The 23,038-nt window shown below is 66.2% G+C and carries 25 protein-coding genes and 1 riboswitch; of the genes, 14 read left to right on the top strand and 11 right to left on the bottom strand.

The genetic code is table 11. From position 1 onward, the window contains the following. Nucleotides 1–6: 6 nt before the first annotated feature. The 7 genes from MG068_RS00720 to pnuC all read left to right on the top strand — a co-directional run bounded on the left by MG068_RS00720 (nt 7) and on the right by pnuC (nt 8,778). Nucleotides 7–645, top strand: a complete 639-nt coding sequence (locus tag MG068_RS00720; RefSeq protein WP_032130138.1) for a response regulator — start codon at nt 7–9, stop codon at nt 643–645. A 378-nt stretch (nt 646–1,023) separates the two neighbouring features. After that, nucleotides 1,024–1,794, top strand: a complete 771-nt coding sequence (locus MG068_RS00715) for a hypothetical protein (RefSeq protein ID WP_121505031.1) — start codon at nt 1,024–1,026, stop codon at nt 1,792–1,794. Between the two features lie 111 nt (nt 1,795–1,905). Then, complete coding sequence (locus tag MG068_RS00710; RefSeq protein ID WP_132808766.1) at nt 1,906–3,897, top strand: peptidoglycan-binding domain-containing protein; 1,992 nt, start codon at nt 1,906–1,908, stop codon at nt 3,895–3,897. 246 nt (nt 3,898–4,143) lie between these two features. Further along, nucleotides 4,144–4,551: a glycine zipper 2TM domain-containing protein gene (locus tag MG068_RS00705; RefSeq protein WP_132808764.1), complete on the top strand. Its 408-nt coding sequence runs from the start codon at nt 4,144–4,146 to the stop codon at nt 4,549–4,551. Between the two features lie 125 nt (nt 4,552–4,676). Beyond that, nucleotides 4,677–5,801 carry a phosphotransferase enzyme family protein gene (locus MG068_RS00700; RefSeq protein WP_132808762.1) on the top strand — a complete coding sequence of 375 codons (1,125 nt, stop codon included), beginning with the start codon at nt 4,677–4,679 and terminating at the stop codon, nt 5,799–5,801. Between the two features lie 43 nt (nt 5,802–5,844). Then, nucleotides 5,845–5,940, top strand: a riboswitch (TPP riboswitch). 70 nt (nt 5,941–6,010) lie between these two features. Next, the gene (locus tag MG068_RS00695; RefSeq protein ID WP_132808760.1) at nt 6,011–8,200 is read left to right on the top strand and encodes a TonB-dependent siderophore receptor; all 2,190 of its coding nucleotides are present in this window, start codon (nt 6,011–6,013) and stop codon (nt 8,198–8,200) included. 8 nt (nt 8,201–8,208) lie between these two features. Further along, complete coding sequence (pnuC, locus tag MG068_RS00690; RefSeq protein ID WP_012509709.1) at nt 8,209–8,778, top strand: nicotinamide riboside transporter PnuC; 570 nt, start codon at nt 8,209–8,211, stop codon at nt 8,776–8,778. A gap of 768 nt (nt 8,779–9,546) precedes the next feature. Here pnuC and MG068_RS00685 read toward each other — a convergent pair. From MG068_RS00685 to MG068_RS00665, 5 genes are all read right to left on the bottom strand, one after another. After that, entirely contained in the window at nt 9,547–9,963 is a 417-nt protein-coding gene (locus tag MG068_RS00685; RefSeq protein WP_071228800.1) for a hypothetical protein, read from the bottom strand. Nucleotides 9,964–10,047: 84 nt separating this feature from the next. Then, entirely contained in the window at nt 10,048–11,022 is a 975-nt protein-coding gene (locus MG068_RS00680) for a Dyp-type peroxidase (protein WP_132808759.1), read from the bottom strand. A gap of 123 nt (nt 11,023–11,145) precedes the next feature. Further along, entirely contained in the window at nt 11,146–11,514 is a 369-nt protein-coding gene (locus MG068_RS00675; protein ID WP_132808757.1) for a VOC family protein, read from the bottom strand. A 68-nt stretch (nt 11,515–11,582) separates the two neighbouring features. Next, nucleotides 11,583–12,350, bottom strand: coding sequence for a helix-turn-helix transcriptional regulator (locus MG068_RS00670; protein WP_132808755.1), 768 nt, complete (start codon nt 12,348–12,350; stop codon nt 11,583–11,585). A 123-nt stretch (nt 12,351–12,473) separates the two neighbouring features. Next, nucleotides 12,474–13,049, bottom strand: coding sequence for an OmpO family porin (locus MG068_RS00665; RefSeq protein ID WP_043034956.1), 576 nt, complete (start codon nt 13,047–13,049; stop codon nt 12,474–12,476). Nucleotides 13,050–13,255: 206 nt separating this feature from the next. Here MG068_RS00665 and MG068_RS00660 point away from each other — a divergent pair, with 206 nt between their 5' ends. The 5 genes from MG068_RS00660 (at nt 13,256) to MG068_RS00640 (ending at nt 17,606) form a co-directional block, all read left to right on the top strand. Then, complete coding sequence (locus MG068_RS00660) at nt 13,256–14,206, top strand: DUF2268 domain-containing putative Zn-dependent protease (RefSeq protein WP_206138674.1); 951 nt, start codon at nt 13,256–13,258, stop codon at nt 14,204–14,206. 212 nt (nt 14,207–14,418) lie between these two features. Continuing rightward, nucleotides 14,419–14,691, top strand: a complete 273-nt coding sequence (locus tag MG068_RS00655; RefSeq protein ID WP_012509703.1) for a hypothetical protein — start codon at nt 14,419–14,421, stop codon at nt 14,689–14,691. A gap of 156 nt (nt 14,692–14,847) precedes the next feature. Next, nucleotides 14,848–15,534, top strand: a complete 687-nt coding sequence (locus MG068_RS00650; RefSeq protein WP_032130168.1) for a L,D-transpeptidase — start codon at nt 14,848–14,850, stop codon at nt 15,532–15,534. Between the two features lie 471 nt (nt 15,535–16,005). Continuing rightward, entirely contained in the window at nt 16,006–16,227 is a 222-nt protein-coding gene (locus MG068_RS00645; protein ID WP_240792106.1) for a helix-turn-helix domain-containing protein, read from the top strand. Then, a complete protein-coding gene (locus MG068_RS00640) occupies nt 16,224–17,606 on the top strand; it encodes a HipA domain-containing protein (RefSeq protein ID WP_132808749.1) in 1,383 nt (460 codons plus the stop codon). Before MG068_RS00645 ends, MG068_RS00640 begins: the two co-directional genes overlap by 4 nt. A gap of 36 nt (nt 17,607–17,642) precedes the next feature. Here MG068_RS00640 and MG068_RS00635 read toward each other — a convergent pair whose 3' ends face one another. Then, the gene (locus tag MG068_RS00635; protein ID WP_049398602.1) at nt 17,643–18,308 is read right to left on the bottom strand and encodes an Ivy family c-type lysozyme inhibitor; all 666 of its coding nucleotides are present in this window, start codon (nt 18,306–18,308) and stop codon (nt 17,643–17,645) included. 115 nt (nt 18,309–18,423) lie between these two features. Here MG068_RS00635 and MG068_RS00630 point away from each other — a divergent pair, with 115 nt between their 5' ends. After that, on the top strand, nt 18,424–18,900 hold the full coding sequence (locus tag MG068_RS00630; protein WP_132808747.1) for a YybH family protein: 477 nt from the start codon (nt 18,424–18,426) through the stop codon (nt 18,898–18,900). A 145-nt stretch (nt 18,901–19,045) separates the two neighbouring features. Here MG068_RS00630 and MG068_RS00625 read toward each other — a convergent pair whose 3' ends face one another. The 5 genes from MG068_RS00625 to MG068_RS00605 all read right to left on the bottom strand — a co-directional run bounded on the left by MG068_RS00625 (nt 19,046) and on the right by MG068_RS00605 (nt 22,131). After that, nucleotides 19,046–20,071, bottom strand: a complete 1,026-nt coding sequence (locus tag MG068_RS00625) for an NAD(P)H-dependent glycerol-3-phosphate dehydrogenase (protein WP_005407597.1) — start codon at nt 20,069–20,071, stop codon at nt 19,046–19,048. A 20-nt stretch (nt 20,072–20,091) separates the two neighbouring features. Beyond that, nucleotides 20,092–20,610 (bottom strand): protein-export chaperone SecB, encoded by a 519-nt coding sequence (gene secB, locus MG068_RS00620; RefSeq protein ID WP_005407596.1) that lies wholly within the window; start codon nt 20,608–20,610, stop codon nt 20,092–20,094. A 100-nt stretch (nt 20,611–20,710) separates the two neighbouring features. After that, on the bottom strand, nt 20,711–21,148 hold the full coding sequence (locus MG068_RS00615) for a rhodanese-like domain-containing protein (protein WP_004134671.1): 438 nt from the start codon (nt 21,146–21,148) through the stop codon (nt 20,711–20,713). Between the two features lie 57 nt (nt 21,149–21,205). Beyond that, nucleotides 21,206–21,631, bottom strand: a complete 426-nt coding sequence (locus MG068_RS00610; protein ID WP_049423133.1) for a hypothetical protein — start codon at nt 21,629–21,631, stop codon at nt 21,206–21,208. A gap of 32 nt (nt 21,632–21,663) precedes the next feature. Beyond that, entirely contained in the window at nt 21,664–22,131 is a 468-nt protein-coding gene (locus MG068_RS00605; RefSeq protein WP_005407593.1) for a YiiD C-terminal domain-containing protein, read from the bottom strand. A 35-nt stretch (nt 22,132–22,166) separates the two neighbouring features. Here MG068_RS00605 and MG068_RS00600 point away from each other — a divergent pair, with 35 nt between their 5' ends. Next, nucleotides 22,167–22,976, top strand: coding sequence for a uroporphyrinogen-III synthase (locus MG068_RS00600; protein WP_049462221.1), 810 nt, complete (start codon nt 22,167–22,169; stop codon nt 22,974–22,976). Nucleotides 22,977–23,038: the final 62 nt, after the last annotated feature.

The following is a 23,038-nucleotide window of genomic DNA, read 5'->3' as shown; positions in this document are numbered from 1 at the left end:
TAGAGCATGAGCTTGCGCATCATCATCGCAGACGACCACCCGGTGGTCCGTATCGGTACCCGTGCCGTCATCGAATCGAGCGGGGTGGGCCGCGTGGTCGGCGAAGCCGACAGCGCGCAGGCGCTGATGGCCCTGCTCGGCAGCCAACCCTGTGACCTGCTGGTCACCGACTACTCCATGCCGGGCAGTCCCCAGGCCGACGGCTTCGCCATGATCGGCATGATCCGCCGCCGTCATCCCGACCTGCCGGTGCTGATGCTCAGTGTCTCCAACAACCTGGCGATCCTGCGCATGGTGCTCGACAGCGGCGTGCTCGGCCTGGTCGACAAGAGTTCGTCGATGGACGAACTGCCACAGGCCATCCAGGCGGTCTACCGGGGCCAGCCCTACATCAGCCGCAGCCTGCGCGAGCGGGTCGAGGCCGCTGGCAGCTGGCGCATGCGCGAGGGCGACGGCAAGCCACTGTCGCCACGCGAGGTGGAGGTGCTGCGGCTGCTGGGCACCGGCATGACCGTGAAGGAAATCTCGCTGCAGCTGCACAAGAGCGTCAGCACCATCAGCCGGCAGAAGGGTGACGCCATGCTCAAACTGGGCCTCAAGGGCGACGCCGAACTGTTCGATTACCTGCGCGACGGCAAGATCTGAGAGCCAGATCACACAAGAAGGGCAGCTGCCACCGCCCTCTTTGACCGGCCGCCGATCTGTGCCAAGATGGTCCGTCATGAGTTCTCAATGCGAGGTCGAAGGAATCGACCGGCTCATGTCCTCGCTCCCGTTCCTGGTGGACGTGGCGCGGTTTCCTGCCGGCCGTCTGGCCCGGCAACGCTGACCATGGAGAGGCGCATGCATCATCCCCCCAAGCTATGTTGGACCCTGCCGTTGCGGCCTCTGCGCGCATTCGCGGCGTGCCTGCTCGTCTCTCTTTCCGCTGCCGCCTGCAGCGCCGCCGATCCGGCCCCCTCGTCCTCCCAGCCCGGCGCCCCTGCGCAGGCTGCCAATGCGCCCCGACAGGATGTTGCCCCGATGCAGACCCCCACCCCCGATGCCGCCGCCACCCCGCCCGACGCGCCGACCGTGATGTATTTCACCTATCAGGTGGACGGCGATGGCGCGACCTCCTATGAGGTCCAGAACGGCAGCGTGGCGACCTTCTGGTTCGGCCACACCTTCATTCTCGATGGCACCACGTACTACACGGGTTTCTCCTGGGATACCCGCGAGCACTACGGCAAGCCGGGCGAGCAGACGCCGGCCGGTCCGGATGACCGCGCCAACCTTGCCGAGGCCACCTTCGTGCTGGCCGGCACCGACGCCAGGAAGCCATGGAAGTTCCGTGGCCAGGAATGGACCATCGGCGCACTGGGCGCGTACGACAAGGCCGACGATGTCGATACCCGGCGCAAGCCGCTTGAACATCGCACGGCCGATGGTCGCCTGCTGCTGGCGGTGCCGACCAGCAGCTTCGACCGCGGCATCAGCAGCACCGGCTATGCGCTGCTGCTGTTCAACCCCAGGCGCAGCGAAGACGACGTGGACAGCAAGGTCTGGCGCTATGTCGGTTCAGTGCGCACGGGTGAGGACAACAGTGCCGCCTGCGACGACGGCAACGTGATGCCCTGCACCGACAGCGATGGCGAACTGGCCTTCGCTGCCGACGGCAACGGCCTGCCGCGACTGACCGTGACCTTCAAGGGCACCACCATCGAAGGCCCCGGCAAGACCCGCGCACTGGGTGCCGGCGACGCCGTGCACTACACCTTCGACAGCGCGACCCAGCAGTACGTCGCGCCCTGATAGCACCCGCCACGCGCGGGTTCCCTGTTGACCGACATGTTCTTGACTCACGGATGAGTCCGGTTGGCGATTCGCGGCACGCGCCGCTCCATCAACCCCGAGGAAAACGTCATGGCACAGCATGACTACAGCAGAAAGGAAGTCCTGGACATCGTCGAGCAGGTCGCCAGGCAGAAGGGCATCCCTGTGGATGACTTCATGCGCTTCGCGCACATCGAGACCGGCGGCACCTTCAACGAGCGCGCCCACAACACCTCATCCGGCGCCAAGGGCCTGTTCCAGTTCGTGCCCGGCTCCGCGCGCCAGTACCACCTGACCGGCCACGAGTTCGACCCCACCCGCAACACCGAAGCGGCCGCACAGATGTACCAGGACAACCTGGACTCGATGGCGCGCCGCAACGAGCGCACCGGCAACCCGTACCTGTCCGGGGGCAACACGCCCACCGGCCTGGACCTGTACCTGGCCCACCAGCAGGGCAGCGCCGGCTACGGCTCGGTGCAGACTGCCATTGCCACCGGCACCTTCGGTGTGGTCCGCAACAGCCACGGCGACGAGATCAACATGCGCCGCAACGTGCTGAACCAGATCGGCTCCGACGCGAAGGCGCTGACCGGCCACACCCTGGCCGAGATGCGCGGGATGAACGATGGCGACCTGGCGCGGACGTTCTCCAGCTACTACATCCACAAGTACGCGGCGATCAGCATTCCGGAAAAGAACATCGAACCGCAGGCGGTGGCGCAGGGCCAGGGCCAGACCCCGGCAGCGCCTGCACAGGCCAGCGCAGCCGTGGCGGCGGGTGCAGCCACGCTGGCGGCAACCGCAACGGCGGCTGCCACGCCGAAGCCAGGCATTGAACTGCAGGCCGCCTACGAGGCCGGCGTGAAGTACGACGACGTCAAGTACGCCATCAACATTCCGGGCCACGCACTGTACGTACCGGGCAAGACCGGCAAGAACGTGGAGCAGGGTTACATCGACTGTTCCGGCTGGGTCGGCACGCTGCAGAACCGGACCATGGACGAGATCAACCAGAAGGCCGGGCACGCGGTGTTCAGCAAGGCTGATCGCATCGACCTGGGCAACCTCGGTTCCGGTGGGATCGTGCGCAAGGCGTTCGACCAGTCCGGCGTGCTGTTGGACCGCGACGCGATCCTGAAGCCCGATGCGCTGAAGGAAGGCATGATCATCGGCCTGGATACGGCCAAGACCCGCCATGAGCACTGGAACGGCATCGACCACATCGTGATGGTGGTGCGCGACCCCAACACCGACAAGCTGCTGATCAGCCAGTCCACCGGCAGCAAGGGCGTGCACACCATGCCGGTCGAGGACTACCTCAAGCAGGTGAAGGACCACCCGAACTGGAAGCTGTACGCCTCCGATCCGCTGTCCAAGGCCCGCGACCTGCTGGAAAACCGCACCCAGTCGCACGAGCAGACCCAGGGCAAGCCTGCGGCCGAGCACAAGGCCGCTGCCACGCCGCACGCCGAACTGTACAAGCAGGGCGCGCACAGCGAGGGCGTGCGCAAGGTGCAGGAGCAGCTGGGCCACCTGGGCTACGTCGGCGCCGACGGCAAGCCGCTGGTCGAAGATGGCCGCTTCGGCCGCAACACCGACGCGGCAGTGCGCCAGCTGCAGAAGGACAACGGCCTGGTCGCCGATGGCATCGTCGGTGCGAAGACGCTGGACGCGATCAAGGAAGCCCGCGAGCGCCCGCTGCTGAACGACGAGCGGCACCCGCGCAATCCGTTGTTCATCCAGGCCAGCAAGGGTCTGGAACTGCTGCCGGCCGGGACCTTCAAGGACCGCCACACGCTGGAAAGCGCTGCTGCGGCTTTGACCAAGGAGGCGCATGCCGCCGGCCTGCAGCGCATCGACTCGGTGGTGCCCAGCCCGAACGGTGAGCGCCTGTTCGCCGTGCAGGGCACCATCGGCGACCCCGCCGCCAGCCGCGTGGCGGTGGAGACCCGTGCCGCCAGCGAGCAGAGCCTGGCGCTCAGCAGCGGTGCCGTGCAGGGCGCGCCGAACGTGCTGCATCAGCAGCAGGACGCCCAGCAGGAGCAGGCCCGGCAGGCCCAGAAGGCGATGGGCGTCTAAGCCCGCGGCACCTTGGGAGAGAAGGGAGGGCCACGTTCGCGTGGCCCTTTCCCTTTCTGCCAGCTGAGCGGCCGGGGCCGCTTTCAGCCTTGCTTCATGCCGCCTGCCGCTAGATGAATGCGCAAGCCGCACGGTGGACCAGGCAATGTTCCGGCAATGTTGGAACGCCAGCGTGGACATCACGGCAGCCGGGGCGCCCCGCGCCCTCCCTGCCCAGCGTGGCATGCACCTCACAGGAGAACGAACATGCTCAGTACTTCCGCACTCAGCTTCCGCGGTCTGGCGATGGCTCTGGCACTGGTGGCCGGTGTGGCCGTGGTCAGCGATGCCAGCGCGATGTCGAGGAAGGACAAGCGCACCCTGGTCGGCGCCGTGGTCGGTGGCGTGGCCGGCAACCTGCTCTCCAACGGTGATCCCGCTGCCACTGTCGGCGGTGCCGTGGCTGGCGGCGCGATCGGCAACCTGACCACCTCCGACCGCCGCGACCGTCGTTACTACGACAATCGCCGTTACGACGACCGCTACGATCGCCGTTACGACCGTGGCTACTACCGCAGCGGCTACTACGACCGCGGTGACGACGGTCGCTGGCAGCGCGAGCGCTACTACGACAACCGCTACTACCACGACCGCGGTCGCCATCGCGGCTGGTAAGCAGCGCGGCATCCCCCATGCCGATGCACGGACGGGTGGGTCGATGACCCGCCCGTTTGCGTTGCGGGCGGCCATGGCGTTGAATGCGCAGCCTTGGATGTGATTTTCCCCACTGGGGCTGCGGCATGACTTCTTCTTTCCACCGGGTGCAGGGCCTCAACAACGACGAGGTCGCTGCCGACTGGCCGCCGATCAGCACCGCAGACCTCGCGTGGCTGCGCCGGCGCTTTCCGCAGCTGGATGCGGACAGCCATCCGCACTGGCACAGCCCGCGGCCACTCTCGGCCGCTGCCATCGTCAATGGCAGGGGCGGCGCGGTGTTCATCAAGCGCCACCACCACAGTGTGCGCAGTGCGGCCTGCCTGGAAGAAGAACACCACTTCATCGCCCATCTCGCTGCCGCCGGCGTACCGGTGGTGCAGTTGCTTGCGGCAGCCGATGGCCACACCGCAGTCGAGCACGGCGAATGGACCTTCGAGCTGCATGCCGTGGGCGTGGGCGAGGACCTGTACCGCGATGCCGTGTCGTGGTCGTTGCTGACCGATGTCGCGCAGGCCCGCGAAGCCGGCCGCATGCTGGCCCGGTTGCACCGTGCCGCCGCCAGCTATCACGCGCCACAGCGCAGTACCCATCTGCTGGTCGCGCGCGACGATCTGATCCGCGCCGACGATCCCATCGCCGCGATCAAAGCCGAACTGCCCACACGACCGGGGCTGGCCCGCTATCTCGCGCGCATTCCGTGGGAAGCACAGCTGCAGCGCGACGTGCTGCCTTGGCACACGGGCCTGGCCGAGCGCCTGCGCGACGAGCCACGGCTGTGGGCGCACAACGACTGGCATGTCTCCAACCTGCTGTGGCGCGACGGGCAGGTCAGCACCGTGCTGGATTTCGGCCTGGCTTCGCCCACCAGCGCACTGTTTGACCTCGCCACCGCGATCGAGCGCAACGCAGTGGCGTGGCTGGAACTGGAGCGCGGCATGGAGGCGGTGCGCATCGACATCGCACTGGCGTTGCTCGACGGCTACCGCGAGGTGCTGCCGCTGTCGGCGGCACGCGTGCAGCTGCTGGCCGACCTGCTGCCGATGGTCCATTTCGACTTCGCACTGTCCGAAGTGGAGTACTTCGAAGGCATCACTGGCTCCACCGCAAACGCGGATGTGGCGTGGCAGCCGTTCATGCTGGGGCATCCGGCGTGGTTCCACAGCGCGCCGGGACAGGCACTGCTGCAGGCGTTGCACGCGGCAGCCTGAAGGGCACCGGCTCGCAAATCCGTACCATTTGTAGTGAAATGGTCACCTGAAGCGGGGGTGCCTGGATCTGCCAGGCTGAGAGAGTCCCTTGGAACCTGATCCGGTTTGCACCGGCGTAGGGAGCTTTGAGCCGCAGCCACACCCCCGTCATGGGCCGGTGCACCTGCGCGCCGTCGCTTCGTCTCCCTTGTTGTCCGAAGACGAACCGAATGAACCGCTGCCTGCGCCCCACTCTGCTCTCCCTCGCCCTCTGCGCCGCGCTGCCGCTGCACGCCAGCGAGGCCGAGGCGTCCCCCGATGCGGCTGCCACCGGCGCCGAGCGCTCGCCCACCGAACTGGCGGCGGTACGCGTGCAGGCCGGCAAACCGAAGGCCGATACCTCACGCGTGAACGCCTTCGGTGGTGGGTCCTGGAAGGACACCCCGGCCTCGGTGAACGTGCTCGAGCGCGACTATCTCGACCGCCGCCAGGTGCGTTCGCTGTCCGAGCTGGCCAGCAACGATGCCTCGCTGGGTGATGCGTATGCGCCGGTGGGCTACTACCAGAACGTCGCCATCCGCGGCTTTGCGCTGGATGCCGCCACCGGCTACCGCTTCAACGGCCTGTCCATCGCCGGCGAACAGCGCCTGGCGCTGGAGAACGTGCAGTCGGTTGAGATCCTCAAGGGTGAAGCCGGCCTGGCCGCGGGTGTGATGGCGCCCGGCGGGATCATCAACTACATCGGCAAGCGCCCGGCCGAAGTGCGCACCGCCACGCTCGGTACCGACTCGGAAGGCTCGCGCTACGTCGCCGTCGATGTCGGCCACTGGATCACCCCGCGTTTCGGCCTGCGCCTGAATGCCGCATGGGATTCCAGCAATTCCTACGTCGAGCACGCCGATGGCCGTCGCAACTTCTACTCGCTGGCCGCCGACTGGCTGATTGGCGAACGCGGCAAGCTGGAAGTGGATGCCAACTACCAGACCAGCTCGCAGCGTTCGGTGTCCGGCTACCAGCTGCTGGGCGCGCGTGAGCTGCCGCACGGCGTGGATCGCGAATTCCTGCTCGGCTACCAGCCGTGGCAGCGCCCGGTGGATATCGCCAGCACCAACATCACCGCGTTGCACACCTACGACTTCAACGATGCCTGGCAGTCGCGCGTCTCGGTCGGCCACAGCCGCTCGGTGATCGATGACAACGTCGCCTTCGCCTACGGCTGCTACTACGCCACGCAATGCGCCGATGGCAGCGTGCCAGGCAACTACTTCGCGCCCAATGGCGACTACGACGTGTACGACTACCGCAGCCCGGACGACACCCGCCGCAACCAGCAGGCCCGTGCCGAGCTGCGTGGCCGCTTCGAGACCGGCAGCGTCGGCCATGAGTTGACCATCGGTGCCGACTACTTCCGCCGCACGGTAGACAAGCGCCCGAGCGTCAACGAGTACGTCGGCACCAGCAACATCCACGACGCACAGGTGCCGGTGTTCGCGCCGTCGCCGAAGATGCCAGAGCCGTCCGCACGACGCCTGGACAGCCGCCAGACCGCGTTCTTCGCGCTGGACCGGATGAGCTTCGGTGATGACTGGCAGTGGCTGGCCGGCGGCCGCTTCGTGCGCCTGGACGAGCGTGCCTACGACAAGCGTGGTACCCCGCAGCGGCACAGCCGCCTGTCGCGTTTCCTGCCGCAGACCGCCGTGGTGTGGAAGGCTACCGACCAGCTCAACGCCTATGCCAGCTACGTGCGCGGCATCTCGCTGGGCCAGGAAGCGCCCTTCTGGACCAGCAACGCCGACACCTTCCTGCCGTCCGTGCAGTCGCGGCAGCTGGAAGTGGGCGTGAAGTACGTGCCGGTCGAGGCGCTGACGCTGGGCGCAGCCGTGTTCCGCATTTCGCAGCCGTACCAGTACGCCAGGCCGGACAACAGCGACGTCGGCTACACCTTCGTCGAGGAAGGCACGCAGACCCACACCGGCCTGGAGCTGACCGCCAACGGCCAGCTGACCGATGCGCTGCAGATCGTGGCCAGCGCCAGCATGCTGCAGGCACGAGCGCGCGACACCGGCACGCCGGCCTATGAAGGCCATCAGCTGGTGAACGTGCCGAAGGTGCGCGCCAGCGTGCACGTGGCCTACGCGCTGCCGTTCGTGCAGGGCCTGGATGTGACCGGTGGCTGGCGCTATGCAGGCGCCAACGTCGCCCGCGCCGATGGTGGTGTGCGCGCACCGGACTACTCGGTGTTCGATGCCGGCCTGCGCTTCCAGCATCGCCTGCACGAACGTGCGGTGACCTGGAACCTGTCGGTGGACAACGTGTTCAACCGCTTCTACTGGCGCGACACCGGCAGCAGCGGCGGTGACTACTACCTGTTCCCCGGCGCACCGCGACAGGCCCGCCTGTCGGTGACGTTCGCGCTGTGAGCGGCGTCATGCTCGAGTGGACCGCCGCGCTGTGCAGCATCCTCGGCGTCTGGCTGATGGCCAAGCGCCGGCTGGTGGCGTGGCCGGTCGGCCTGCTGTCGGTGACGCTGTACGGGCTGGTCTTCGCCGAGGCCAAGCTGTACTCGGACACCCTGCTGCAGGTCGCCTTCGGTGGCTTCCTGGTCTACGGCTGGCTCAACTGGCGGCAGCACGCCGCCGACGAGGGCAGCGTCCGCATCGTGCCACTGGCGCGCGGCAAGCTGCTGCGCGACCTGGCCATCGGCCTGTGCGGCGGCGTGGCACTGGGTGCGGCCATGCACACCTTCACCGATGCCGCACTGCCCTGGCTGGACGCGATGCTGACCGCGCTGAGCCTGGTCGGCCAGTGGTGGCAGGCGCGCCGCCACGTGGCCTGCTGGTGGGTGTGGATCGCGGTGGACGTGGTGTACGTGGGTGCCTACCTGTTCAAGTCGCTGCACGTGACCGCAGCGCTGTACGTGTTCTTCCTCGGCCTGGCCGTGTTCGGGCTGCGCGCATGGAGCGCAGCCGCGCGTGAACCGCAGGTGGCAACGCAGTAGAGCCACGCCGTGCGTGGCCGGGGTTTACCGGTAGTCGCCAACCTTGGTTGGCACACGCCTGCCGACCAAGGTCGGCATCTACCCAACACATCCACGCAGGGCGTGGATCTACTGCACCCGCAAGATCAGTAGAGCCACGCCGTGCGTGGCTTGGGTTTACCGGTAGTCGCCAACCTTGGTTGGCGCACACCTGCCGACCAAGGTCGGCATCTACCCAACACATCCACGCAGGGCCTGAATCTACTGCACCCGCAAGATCAGTAGAGCCACGCCATGCGTGGCTTGGGCTACCGGTAGTCGCCAACCTTGGTTGGCGCACGCCTGCCGACCAAGGTCGGCATCTACCCAACACATCCACGCAGGGCGTGGATCTACTGCACCCGCAAGATCAGTAGAGCCACGCCATGCGTGGCCGGGGCTTACCGGTAGTCGCCAACCTTGGTTGGCGCACACCTGCCGACCAAGGTCGGCATCTACCCAACACATCCACGCAGGGCGTGGATCTACTGCACCCGCAAGATCAGTAGCGCCACGCCATGCGTGGCTTGGGGCTACCGGTAGTCGCCAACCTTGGTTGGCGCACGCCTGCCGACCAAGGTCGGCATCTACCCAACACATCCACGCAGGGCGTGGATCTACTGCACCCGCAAGATCAATAGCGCCACGCCATGCGTGGCTTGGGGCTTACCGGTAGTCGCCAACCTTGGTTGGCGCACACCTGCCGACCAAGGCCGGCATCTACCAGGCGCATCCACGCATGGCGTGGATCTACTGGGTAAGCAGCAGGCCCAGCCGCAGCGGCTGACGCATGTCGGCTGGTGGCGCGGCCTGCAACGGCGCGGACTGCAATGTCGCGCGCAGGTCGGCGTCGACCTGGGCGTCGCCCAAACTGTCGAATTCGAGTTTCGAGATGCGGCCATCCGCAGCGATCCACACGCTCACCGGCAACGGCGTCGGTGCATCAGGGTGTGCCTGCAGCCATTCCAGCACGCGCTGCGCCTGCGGGTTCTGCTCCTGCTGCAGGCGCTGCTGCAACTGGCCGCCCACGGCGGCGGCATAGGCCATCCAGTGTGCGGGAGCCTCCTGCGCGGACACCGCGGCGCTCCCCAGTGCCAGCGCACCGAACAGCGCGGCCAACGGCCGCCACCAGCGGCGTGCACCGGTTGTGTTCCTTGCCATCGCCATCGCCCGCCCCTGCGCTCTCATCCAACGGCTGATGGTCGGCGCGTTAGATGACAGGCAGATGGCGGTCGGCACTGCCCGGCGCGATCAATCGCCGAGGTCGGCCAGCACCTTGCGCGAGGGCGCGAAGAAGGTCACGCCGGTGGTGGCGGTGGAGAAGTCGAGGATGCGGTCATGCAGCGGCGCAGGATTGCCGATGAACATGCGCTCGAGCATCTTCTCGATCACCCACAGGCGGCGCGTGTAGCCGATGAAGTAGGTGCCGTACTCGCCGCGCCCCGGGTTGGCGAAGGGCATGTTGTCACGCAGGATCTCGTGCTCGCCGTCGGCATCCTCGATGGTGCACAGCGTCTTGTGCGATTTCTGCGCATCGGCCGGTGCATCGTCCAGCTCGATGTTGTCGTGCTTGGTGCGGCCGATGATCGCTTCCTGTGCCTCGGTCTTCTGCGCACGCCAGGCATCGAGGTTGTGCAGGTACTTCTGCACCACCACGTAGCTGCCACCGGCATGCGCCGGGTCTTCATCGCCCACGATGGTGGCTTCCGGCAGCGACAGCCCTTCCGGATTGGCGGTGCCGTCGACGAAGTCGAGCAGGTCACGGCCATCGAAATAACGGAAGCCGGCCACATCATCGACCGTTTCCACCGCATCGCCGAACGCCATCAGCAGGTTGCGCTCGAATGCCACGATCAGGTCCATGGTGCGCGCACGGATGTGGTACAGCAGGTCACCCGGCGTGGACACCGCGGTGTGAGTCGCGCCCTTGATCTCGCGGAACGGCTTCAGTTCACGCGGCGGCGTGGTGCCCACCAACGGCTGCCACACGCGGTGGCCAATGGCCACGTTGCAGGTGAAGGTGCGCTCGATCTCGCGGATGGCGGTGTTCTTGATCAGGTCGTCGGTGCTGGCCAGCACCTCGCGCGCCTTGGCGATCGACGCCTCGTCATCCTTCACTTTCAGCACCAGGAACGCCGCCGAATGGGTGAGCGGCGCGGTGATCTGCTGCGGCTCGTTGTCGAGCGTGTGGTTGAGGGCGGTGATCGGTGCGGGCTGGGAGTTCACGGCGGTTCCTGCTGGCTTGAGGCGGGCGCATCGCGCGTGGCGATGTGCGGGCGATCATAGCGGAACCGCCTGACCGGGGACGGAGCGGTTCTCGTTCCGTCCACCGGCGAAGGTACGAAGACCTCAATCCATATCACTCCAGACCGCCAGCTCGTAGCCATCCAGATCGCGGAAGTGGAAGCGACGGCCACCGGGGAAGGCGAACACCGCCTGCACCACCTCGCCACCGGCGGCGACCACGCGCTGCTGTGCATCCGCAAGGTCCGCGCAGTAGAGAATCACCAGTGAGCCGCCCTGCGCACGTACCGATGTGTCGGACACGAAGCCGCCTTTCAGGCGGCCGTCGTCGAACTCGGTGTAGGCCGGGCCGTAGTCCGTGAAGCACCACCCGAATACCTCGCCGTAGAAGCGTTTGCTGCGGGCGATGTCGGCGACGTTGAATTCGATGTTGTCGATGCGGCGCTCGGCATCGCGGGGTGCGGCGTGGCTCATGGCGTAACTCCTGGGTGGGAGCCCCAGCTTCGATCAGCGCGGCACGGCGGTCTTGAACAAAACGGCCATCATCGGCCCCATTCCAGGCGCAGCTGCCGTGCGGTCATGCTGGCAAGCTCGCGCGCCTCACGGCTGAGGTGGGCCTGGTCGGCATAGCCGGCATCACCGGCCAGCATCGCCAACGAGTGCTGCGGCAGCGCGCGGCTATGGCGAAGAAAGCGTTGCAGGCGCAGGATGCGCTCCAGCGTCTTGGCGCCGTAGCCGAACTGCGACTGGCTGAAACGCCGCAGGCTGCGCGGGCTCAGGCCCAAGTGCGCCGCCAGCGTATCCAGCGTGGCGTGACCCCCGGCGAGCGCCTGGAACAGGACATGTGCACGCTGCGCCGGGGTGTCGAGTGCGGCCGCGCCCATATGCTGCTGCAGGCAGTACGCCATCCGCTGCAGGCGCTGCGCAGGCACGGTGTCACCGATGGAAGCCGCAGCTTTCTTCGCCCACGTGCCCTTCAGGTCGGCCAGTGGCACGGCCTGGCCGATGATCCCGGCCAAGGGCAGGCCGAGCGCGGCCAATGCCTGGCCGGGACGGAAGCGTGCGCCCAGCACCTGCGCACCGGGTGCCAGCGCTGGGTGCGCGGCCACGCGGTCCGGGCCGACCACGAACAGCGCGCCGTCGCGCCAGAGGATATCCACGCAGCCATCGGGCAATACGGTGATGTGCCCATCGGCATCGGCAGGGAGCTGGCTCTGCCACAGCTGGCCGAAGTGGCCACGCAGCGGCGCAGGCGCCAGATGCTCCTGGTAGGCCATGCCAGTACCTGCGAGGGAGGAAGGGTCGCCCATGCCGCATTGTGGCGCCACGGGGCCCATAAAAGTGAAGCCCGGCGCGAGGCCGGGCTTCGGTTGGCGTGTGGGAGAGAGAGAGAGTCACACGCCAGCACAACACGCACTAACGACAGGCGTTTGTTACCAGGTGAAGCGCGGGCCCACGAACCACTCGCGGTCGCCGGCCTTGGCCAGCTTCACTTCGCCACTCAGGCCCCAGTTCTGGTTGAACTTGGCGGTGGCGCCGACACGGCCATAGAACTCGCCGTCCGGGTTGATGCCGTGCTTCTTGCTGAAATCTTCGTAGCCGGCCATCACGTAGCCTTCCACGTACGGGTTGAACGCGGTGCGCACGCCCACTTCGGTGGAGTAGCCGTTGAAGTCCAGGCCGCGCTTCTCGTCGTACTTCTGGTACGCAACACGGGCCACCAGGTCGGTGTTCGGTGCGATGCCGTAGTTGTAGCCGACACCCAGGCGCCACTGGTCGACGTCATTCTTGAACTTGTCGGTTTCCTGGGCGCTGTAGTCGCCAAAGACGTGGAAGTTCGGGTGCACCGCAACGGAACCCTTCACCTTCCAGCCATCGGCGTCGCCGCCCTTGGCATCGGTGTTCACGTAGCCGCCTTCAACGTAGTTGTACGACAGGCCATCGGTTGCCGATGCAGCGAACGGCAGAGCAGCCAGAAGACCCAGGGCAAGCAGCGAATTCTTGTTCATCGGGACACACCTTTAATTATTTTGGTTTCGTCGACCGCCTCCCGGGAGGGGGAGAGAGAGGAGGCGGTCGACAGGTGTGAATTATCCGTTAGGGGGTCTAATCAACCCTGAATATTGAACTGACTGGTGTATAAATAAGGCTGGCGTTCAGGGAACTCCGCATGGCATTGCTGTCGGCTTCTTACGCGCATCACGCTCGATGCTTGATGCGGGCACTGATCCTGATCGCCTCGCCGATCGCGCTGCTGCAGGCACAGGCGGCTGAGCGTGTCGGTCCTGCCGGGCACATCGTCGTACAGACAGACGATGTCACGCGCTTCTTCAAGGTGCTGGACGCCAACCATGGGCGCCCAAGCGCCGATGATCTGCAGCACGGCTATCTGGATGCGGGTACGGATGCCCTGCGCAGCTTCACCGACAGCCGTATCGGCTCGATGGAGCGGCTGGCCAGGGCCATCCAGGACAAGTCGGCATTGTTTGCGAAAGCGAGAACCTGCGCGGCCGCATTGCCATCGATCCGCACGCGCGTCGCCGCTGCCGTCGATCAGCTCGGCGCCCTGTTGCCATCTGCGCGCTTTCCTCCGGTCACCGTACTGGTGGGCCGCGGCAACAGTGGTGGCGTTACCACCGAAGCAGGTGTGATCATTGGACTGGAAGCGCTGTGCAATGCGGACTGGATGCAGGCCGATGCAAGCGACCGCTTCGTGCACCTGATCGCCCATGAGTACGTGCACGTGCAACAGCCCGGCGCGCGCGTTGATGTCGAGCAGCCCACCCTGCTCTATCAGACGCTGCTGGAAGGCGGCGCCGAATACGTGGCCGAACGGATCTCCGGGCAACCGGCCAACGCGCATCTGCAGCGTTGGGCGCAGGGTCGCGAGTGTGCGCTGGAGCGCGCGTTCCTGCAGGACAGCATGGGTACCGATCTTTCGAGGTGGCTGTACAACGGCCCCGGCGACGATACGCGCCGCGGAGATCTCGGCTACTGGATCGGCTACCGCATTGCCCACGCCTATGTTGCGCGCGCGCCCGACACGCCCAACGCCATCGCCGAACTGCTGGATGTCCAGCCTGGAAACGCTGCAGCGCTGCTGGAAGCAAGTGGATGGCAGCCTGCGTGCGGAGCAGGCGAAAGCACACAGACGCACATGCCGTGATGCCGGCTTCATGCAGGTGAATGGGTGATATTGAACAGGCACAAGGCGATACGCCGGTGCAGATCAGCTCGCTTGATCCCGCTTGTTAAGGTTCGTTGATTTACAGGCCTTCACAGCCCATCCACGTACTCAAATTCCAGCTGAAAGCGCTTGGTAGCGCCGGGAACAAACGCCGCTATATTCCAGCTTCCCCAGACGAAGGAGGGAGTGGAATGAAACTGACCTCGCAACACATGAAGATGGCCCGTGCACTCAGCGTGGCGCTCATCGCCACCGTGAGCCTTGGCGCTTGCGCCTCTTACAAGAACGAGTTTGCAACGATCAACTCGCGTCTCGATCAGCTCGATGTAAAGGTGCAGGGCGCCGCCCAGAGTGCCGAGTCCGCCAACCAGTCGGCGCAGCAGGCCAACCAGCGTCTGGACCAGATCGAAGGTCGCGTGCAGCAGCTTGAAAGGGCACCAGCGGGCCGCAAGCCGCGCGGCTGATCGCTCCCTCACCGTTTGAACTGATCCACCTCTGTATCGGGAACCAGTGGCCTTCGCCGGCCACTGGCATCCTTCCACCAAGATTGCACTGCAAGGAGCCGTCCCATTCGTACCTCCTCCTCCCCTGCGCGCCGCGCCCTCCATGCCGCACTGGCCATGGCACTGGCCGTTGCGTGCAGCGGCGTAGCCAACGCCAGGGACAAGGACGCACCTGCACCCCCGGTCGCCGCAGTCGATGAACTGCCCGCTGACCAGAGCGTGTCCGAGACGGTGATCGAACTGGCCGGCTGGGTAGTCGCCAGCAAGGACAACCAGGGTTATCCGTTCGCGATCATGGACAAGGCGGCTGCGCAGGTACTGGTCTTCGGTGGAGACGGCAAGCTGCGCGGTGCCGCACCGGCGCTGTTCGGTTCGGCCATCGGCGATCACTCCGCACCCGGCGTTGCCAAGCTCGCGCTGAGTGCGATTCCAGGCCATGACCGCACTACCCCGGCGGGCCGTTTCATTGGTGGCTATGGCCCCTCCGACGATGCCGGTCGCGTGCTGTGGGTGGACTACGATTCCGCCGTTTCGATGCACCCGCTGCCGCCAGGCACTCCGAAAGAGAAGCGCGCCGAACGGCTGGCATCACCTTCGCCGGACGACAACCGCGTTACGCACGGCTGCATCAACGTCACGCCTGCGTTCTACGAGCAGATCGTGCAATCCACGTTCGAGAAGGGCGGCGTGTTCTACATCCTTCCGGACAAGGATTCGATCGCGAAGACGTTCCCGGAGTTCGCGCAGAGCCGGGGCGATGCAAAGGACGAAGACGAGAAGGGCGCGCGGCGCGCGAGCAAGTAACAGACGCTTTGCCTGCGGCCATGGCTGGTTATGGCCGGGGTGCGGCCAGGCCTGTTGACGATGCGAGCCTGCGCTGCAGGCAGAGGTTCCCGGGCACGCTCCTGGCAGGCCCCACCTGGACCCCACTCATCGCGGACGTCCCACCCTCGTGGCGCTGCCCATATGGACCGGATGAGGCATCGCGCTCTCACGGCGTCAAAAAATCCTTGAGTTCATGAGGATTTTTTGCAGGCTGGACGCCTTTGCAGACAAATCCTTATTTCAATGAGGATTTTCTTGCATCCAGCTCTTTTGCGAAAAAATCCTCAAGATCGAAAGGATTCTAAGGAATCCTGGGTTTTGCGCGAAGAATCCTCACTGCAGTGAGGATTCTATGGTATAGACGATGGGTCGAATCCAGAGCGTCAGGCTCTGCTGGGGGAGTTCCCATTGAAGATCAGGCTTGAGAAGGCTGAGGCCTTGGGACCACTGGTGAGAGCCGCCCGCAAGCATCAGGGACTGCGCCAGGATGCAACCGCCGAAGGCATCGGGGTCAGCGAGAATTTCCTGGCCAAGGTCGAACGCGGCGGTACCACGGTGCAATGGGGCAAGTTGTTCACCGTGCTTGACGAGCTGGGGCTGCATGTCGAAATCGACGTGCCGGACGAAGCGATGGCCCTGCTGGCCAAACGTGCCAACTGGAAGGTGCCATGAGCGCCCCCCGTATCGATCTCAAGGACGTCATTACAACGACCGTCCTGTCTGGACTGCACTATCCGCTTCCACCACGCGAACTGCAGGTCAGCATCGACGAAGCGCCGGTGGGCCGCCTGACCGAAGCAGCAAACCTGTGGCGCTTCACCTATGCGCCGGAGTGGCTCGGCAGCGCACATCGGTTTCCACTGGCGCCTGCGTTGCCACTGCAAGACACCGCCATCCTCGATGGCTCCAGCCAACGCCCCGTGCAGTGGTACTTCGACAATCTGCTGCCGGAAGAGCAGCAACGCACGCTGATGGCAACCGATGCCAGGGTGGATGGCGCGGACGCGTTCGCATTGCTGGCCGCCTATGGCGCGGAATCGGCAGGCTCGTTGACGCTGCTGCCTCCAGGCCAGCGCCTGCCACCCGGCGGCAGAAAACCACTGCCCGATGCGGAACTCTCCACGCGTATCCAAGGCCTGCCACGCACGTCGCTTGCGGCGGGTGCCGCCAAGCGCATGTCACTGGCAGGTGCCCAGCACAAGCTGGCAATCATCGAGACAGGGGGAGAACTCTACCAACCTCTGGGCGCCGAGCCCTCGACCCACATCCTCAAGCCTGACAGCACCAGCAGCAGTTATCCCCACAGCGTGGCCAACGAGTGGTTCGTGATGCGCCTTGCACAGCGCATGGGGCTGCAGGTGCCGAAGATCGAGCGCCGCTACGTACCGGAGCCGGTCTTCATCATCGAGCGCTTTGATCGCGAAATCACCGCCGATGCCATCCATCGCCGTCATGCCATCGACGCCTGCCAGCTGCTCAACCTCGACCGGCAGTTCAAGTACACGCTCGGCAGCATCGACACCCTGAAGGTCATCGTCGAGCAATGCAGAAGCAAGCTCAAGACGCGCGTCCGCCTGTTCGACTGGTTGATCTTCAATGCACTCACCGGCAACAACGATGCGCACCTGAAGAACCTGAGCTTCCTGGTCGACAGCAGGGGCATCGAACTGGCCCCCCACTACGACCTGCTGTCCACCGCATGTTACGAGACCCGCGCGTATGCCGACGAGGGCGCACGTTGGCCAGAACGCTCGGAACTGTCGTGGCCCATTCTCGGTGTCGCGCGCTTCCACGACCTTCGTTTCGAGCATCTGGTTTCTGCCGGTGAAGCGCTGGGCCTGGGAAGGCCGGCTGCCACCCGGCAGCTGCGCCATCAGATCGACCGCATCACGAGCGAAGCCCAGGCGCTTTACGCGCTGGTGCTGCAGGAAAACCAGCAATGGTTGACCCGTTTCGACATCGGCCCAACCCTGGAAGGCGAAGTGCATTTCCTGAGAACACTGGTCCACGTGATCATCGCCGACATGGTGAGGCAGCTTTCACCGGCATGATGCGGCCGCCGGAACATCATCCGGCGTCACCACCGATTACTCGCAGGACTCGCCTTCTTCCTTCAGCATCGCTTTGTCCACCGGCTGCTCGCGCTCGATCAGCGCGCGCTGCTCGTCGCTGGGTTCACCCAGCCACCAGATTCTGCAGCGCGCGGTAAGGCGGCCGACCATCTTCGACTGATCGGGCGAGTACAGCATCGCCAATGCGGTGCCGGGGCAGTCGTGGGCCTGGCAGGCGGTGTAGAACCACCATGGCTCGCCCTGCAGCACCATCAGTTCGCCAGGCCCGCTGGGCCCGCTCAACAGGCGTTCGCGCAGCGACGGAATCTCCTTGTCAGCAGATTCGGCCGCGGCTGTGTTCTTCATCAGGGCGTTGAACGCGGCCAGCACCTTCGGGTCCTTGCGGCCGCAGTCGTCCACGGTGTTACCGCCCACCAGGGTGAAGAAATGCGTCGCCAGCGGGTTGTCCGCACAGGTGAGTTCTCCGCCAGCACCCGGGTCTTCCGGTTCGCCTTCGTTGTCCCACACCGAAGGGTCTACGCCGTCTTCGATGGACGGCGCCTGCTCGACCACCGTTGCCGTGGCCGCAGGTGCTTCGGTGGTTGGTGCCGGTGCGGTCGGTGCTGCATCCGGCGCTGGTGCCTGTCCGCAGGCGGCCAGCAGTGCGACCGTCAGTGCCATCCCTGTGATTCGAATCTTCATTCCTTGTCCTTGTCTGATCTGCGGTGCATGCCGCCGCGCGGGCGCCTGCGTGATTCTAACCAGCAGCGCGCTAGGATGCGTTCGCACGTTCCCGTCATCGCCTGGAGCCGGACGCATGGCCCGCACACGACTCGCCGTGATCTTCTGCAGTGCCCTGCTGCTGGCATCGCCGGCCATCGCCCACGATGCTGAAGGCGCGAAACCTGCACAGCCTCTTCCTGATGCGGCCCTGCCCGCGCCGCTGGACCGCGTGCTGCGCGACTACGAGCAGGCGTGGCGCACGGGCGATGCCAGGGCGCTGGCTGCGCTGTTCGCCGAGAATGGTTTTGTGCTGCAGAGCAACCAGCTACCGGTGCGCGGGCGCAGCGCGATCGAAGCCGCGTATGCCGGCCAGGGCGGCAGCCCATTGCGGCTGCGTGCGTTGGCGTACGCGGTGGAGGGGAACGTCGGCTACATCATCGGTGCCTACACCTACGGCAACAACGTGGGGGACACCGGCAAGTTCACGCTGACGCTGAAGCGCGTGGGCGACGGGCCGTGGTTGATCTTCTCGGACATGGACAACGGCAACGCACCGCCGCGGGCGCGGTGATGGATTCCGCCGGGCATGGCCCGGCGCTACCGGGCGCCAACCAAGGTTGGCTGCTACCAGAAGCGGATTCCGGAGTAGATCCACGCCATGCGTGGATGGGCCACACACATAAAAAAACCCCGGCACGTAGCCGGGGTTTTTCGATTCACTTGAACAGCGTGTCCGGATACTCCGGTTTCTGTTCCCGTGCCAGCAGCGCGCGCAGGCCTTCTTCAGGCGTCTGCTCGCCGTGCAGCACGGCACGCACGCGGTCCGAGATCGGCAGGTCGATGCCATGACGGCGTGCCTGTCGCATCACTTCGTCGGCGGTCTGCACCGACTCGACCACCTGGCCGATTTCGCGCACGGCATCCTGCAGCGTCTGGCCACGGCCCAGGGCCAGGCCCAGGCGGCGGTTGCGCGACAGGTCGCCGGTGCAGGTCAGCACCAGATCGCCCAGGCCCGCCAGGCCCATCAGCGTTTCCGGCTTGGCGCCGATCGCCGCGGCCAGGCGCAGCATCTCGTTGAGGCCACGGGTGATCAGGCCGGCACGGGCGTTGAGGCCCAGCTGCATGCCGTCGGCCACACCGGTAGCCACGGCCAGCACGTTCTTCATCGCGCCGCCCAGCTCGGCACCGACCATGTCGTCGCCGGTGTAGGCGCGGAACGCCGGGCCATGCATCGCCTCGGCCACCGTCTGCGCGAACTCGGGCACGTCGCCGTGCACGGTGATCGCGGTCGGCAGGCCCTGGGTCACTTCCTTGGCGAACGACGGACCGGTGACGACGGCCAGCGGCACGTCCTCACCCAGCACTTCGCGCGCCACTTCATGCAGGAAGCGGCCCGAACCAGGTTCGAAGCCCTTGGTGGCCCAGGCCACGCCGGCACCGGCCGGACGCAGCGGCGCCAGCGCACGCACGGTTTCACCGAAGGCATGCGACGGGGTGACCACCAGGATCCAGGCGGCGCCCTCCACTGCCGACGCCAGGTCGGTGGTGGCACGCAGGCTGTCCGGCAGCGGGATGCCCGGCAGGTAGCGCGGGTTCTCGTGGCGCTGGTCGATGGCCTCGACCACGGCAGCGTCGCGCCCCCACAGCACGGTCGGGTGACCGTGCCGTGCGAGCAGGCTGGCCAGCGCGGTTCCCCAGGAACCGGCGCCAAGCACGGCGATCTTGTCAGCGGTAGTGCTCATCCGTGACGTCGCGGCAGGGATCAGGCGTTGCCAGCCGGCTCGGAGTCAGCCAGCGACGGTGCGTCGCCCTGCTCCTGGCGCTGGCGCAGGGTTTCTGCGTACAGGCCTTCGAAGTTGATCGGCTGCAGGAAGAACGGCGGGAAGCCGCCGGCCTGGATCAGGTCGCTGATCAGCTGGCGCACGTACGGGAACAGGATGTTCGGGCACTGGGTGCCGAGCAGCACGTCGATCGACTGCGGGTCCAGGCCGACCAGGCCGAACACGCCGGCCTGCTTCACTTCGGCCACGTAGGCGGTGCGCTCACCGGCCTGGCAGGTCAGGGTCACGGCCAGCACGACTTCGAAGGCGTTCTCGCCCAGGCGCTGCACCTGCTGGTTCAGGTTGAGCTGCAGTTCCGGCTGCACCTGGTCATTGAAGATGGTCGGAGCGTTCGGCGACTCGAAGGAGACGTCCTTGACGTAGATCTTCTCGACGGTGAAAGCAGGGCCGGTGGCGGCATCGACCGGCGCAGCGGCGCCGTTGGTGATCTCTTCGGACATTTCCAGTAACTCCAGGTGAATGCAATGAAAACGATGGTCGAACTACTGCGATGGGGGCGGGATCAGGCCCATACAAGGCCGGATCCGCCACCTGCGGCAATCAGTTGCGGCCCTTGACCAGCGGCAGCTCGGCCTGCTGCCAGGCGGGAATGCCGCCGTCGAGCACGTAGACCTTTTCGAAGCCGGCCTTCTTCAGCGCCTTGGCGGCGGTTTCCGAGGCGTTGCCGCTGCGGCACACCAGCACCACCGGCGACTGCTTGGCGTTGGCCACCAGCTTGTTGTCCGGGCCGAAGGCACTGGCCTGGGCATTGCGGCTGCCGGCAATGTGGCCCTTCTCGAAGTCACCGCTGGCCGACAGGTCGACCACCACCGTGCCACCCGCGTTGATCAGCTGGGTCAGTTCGGCGGGCTTGATGCCCTTGAAGCCCCGGAACAGGCGGCGGATCTCGGTGACGATGATGGCCACGGTCAGGCCGACCAGGGCCGCGGACAGCATCGGGTTTCGGCCTGCAAAGGCCAGCAACTCTTCGTAATTCACTCAGGTCACGGGTCGATTAAGCGGGCGCCGATTGTCGCACAAGCCGGACGCGGCCCGTCACTGCCCCTTCCACAGGTCCGGCAGGCCGGCGGTCTGCCACCAGCGCTTGGCCTCGGCATCCCAGCGCCAGCGCTCGACCACCACCACGGTGCGTTCGGCCTGGGTGTTCTGGTTGATCACCCCGATTTCGACCCGGCGCTCGACCAGGCCCCCGTCCAGCGCGGCGCTGCTGCGCTCGCGGTAGGACGACACGCGCAGCTGCGCGTAGCGGTTGAGCTCGAACTCGGTGGGCGGCTTTTCCTTGCGCAGCTTGGGGTCCAGATAGCCGATGGCATCGTCCATGCTGCCCCAGCGGATGGTGGCGCCGTAGGCGATCTGGGTCTCTTCCAGCAGCTTGCGCTGCTTGCGGCTCAGGTCGTCTGCCGAAGCCACGGCGCTGGCCAGCAGCAGGGAACACATCAGGAACTGGATGAGGCGGCGCATCGGTGGTTTCCCCAGAACGTCAGCCTGCCATCCTACCCTTTGGCGAAGGCAACGAAGCGACCACTGAACTCGGCGGCGGGCTTGCCATCGGCACCGGGCTGGGTGGCGATGATGCTGATGCGGGCCTTGCGGCGCTGGCGGAAGGTGTTCAGGAAGGCATCCCAGCCAGTGGCCTCGGCCGCTTCGGCATGGGCGTGCAGGTCTTCGTAGACCGGTGCCAGGTAGCGCAGGTTGCTGTCGGCCACGTAGACCTCGGCATCGTGGCCGGCCAGGCGCAGGCGCAGGCTGACCAGTGCCCAGCCGGACAGGGTCAGCACCGAGGCCAGGCTGCCACCGAAGGCGTTGCCCTTGTCATTGACGTTGGCGGCCAGCGGCGCGGTGATGCGCAGCACGCCATCGGCATAGCCGTCGAGCTGGATCTGCATGGCGCGGACCGCCGGCATGCAGTCAAGCACGTCCTGCAGGGCGGCCAGCGAGGAAGTCAGAGCATCAACGGACATCGGAGCAGGGACCACGACAACGAAGGGCCCGCATAATGCAGGCAATGGCCGACCATACGATACCCACTGGCGCCGCCGGTTCCGAGCCGGGCTGGACCTTCATTTCGCTGCGACCGCAGGGCCAGAATTCCGCGCTGCGCCGCGCCGTTGCTGGGCTGGGCGGGCATGTGCTGGCCCTGCCACCCTGGCGCCTGCAGCGCCTGAACGGCACGCCAGTGGTGCACCAGCTGCAACGCGCGCTGAACTGCGATCGGGTGGTGTTCACCAGCCCGGCCGCCGTTACCGCAGCCGCCACCCTGTTGCCACTGGCCGAGGCACAACGCAGCCCGTGGCTGACCGTGGGCGAAGGCACCGCGCGCGCGCTGCGGGCGCAGGGTGTCGCCGAGGTGCATGCGCCGCAGCGGATGGACAGCGAGGGCCTGCTGGCGCTGCCGGTACTGGCGGACGTACGCGGCCTGCGCATCGGGCTGGTGACCGCCCCCGGCGGGCGCGGCCTGATTGCTGCGCAACTGCAGGCGGCCGGCGGCAGCATCGAGCGCGCCGATGTCTATCAGCGTCGCCTGCTGCGCCTGTCGCCACGCACGCTGGCTCGATTGGCGCATTCAGCGTATCCGTGGGTGCTGGCGGTCAGCAGTGGTGAGGCGTTGCTGCATTTCTGGCAGCAGCTTCCGCCGGCATTGCAGCAACGCTGTCAGGCACATGCCACCGCCGTCGTGGCCAGCGAACGGCTGGGCGAACAGGCGCACGCATTGGGGCTGCAGCGCGTGGTGCGCGCGGCCGGGCCCACCACCGCGCAGCTGGTGGCGGCTGCACACGCCACGCTCACCGTCCCGGCAGCGAACTGAACAGGGACGTGGGTCACGCTTGCCGCTGTGGTCGGCAACAGTGATGCTGTGCACAACGCGGC

Origin of the sequence: Stenotrophomonas sp. ASS1 (genome assembly GCF_004346925.1) — a bacterium.
Taxonomy (GTDB): Bacteria; Pseudomonadota; Gammaproteobacteria; order Xanthomonadales; family Xanthomonadaceae; genus Stenotrophomonas; species Stenotrophomonas maltophilia_A.
The sequence above is the reverse complement of the archived record's forward strand: the minus strand, read 5'-3'. Positions and strand labels throughout refer to the sequence as shown.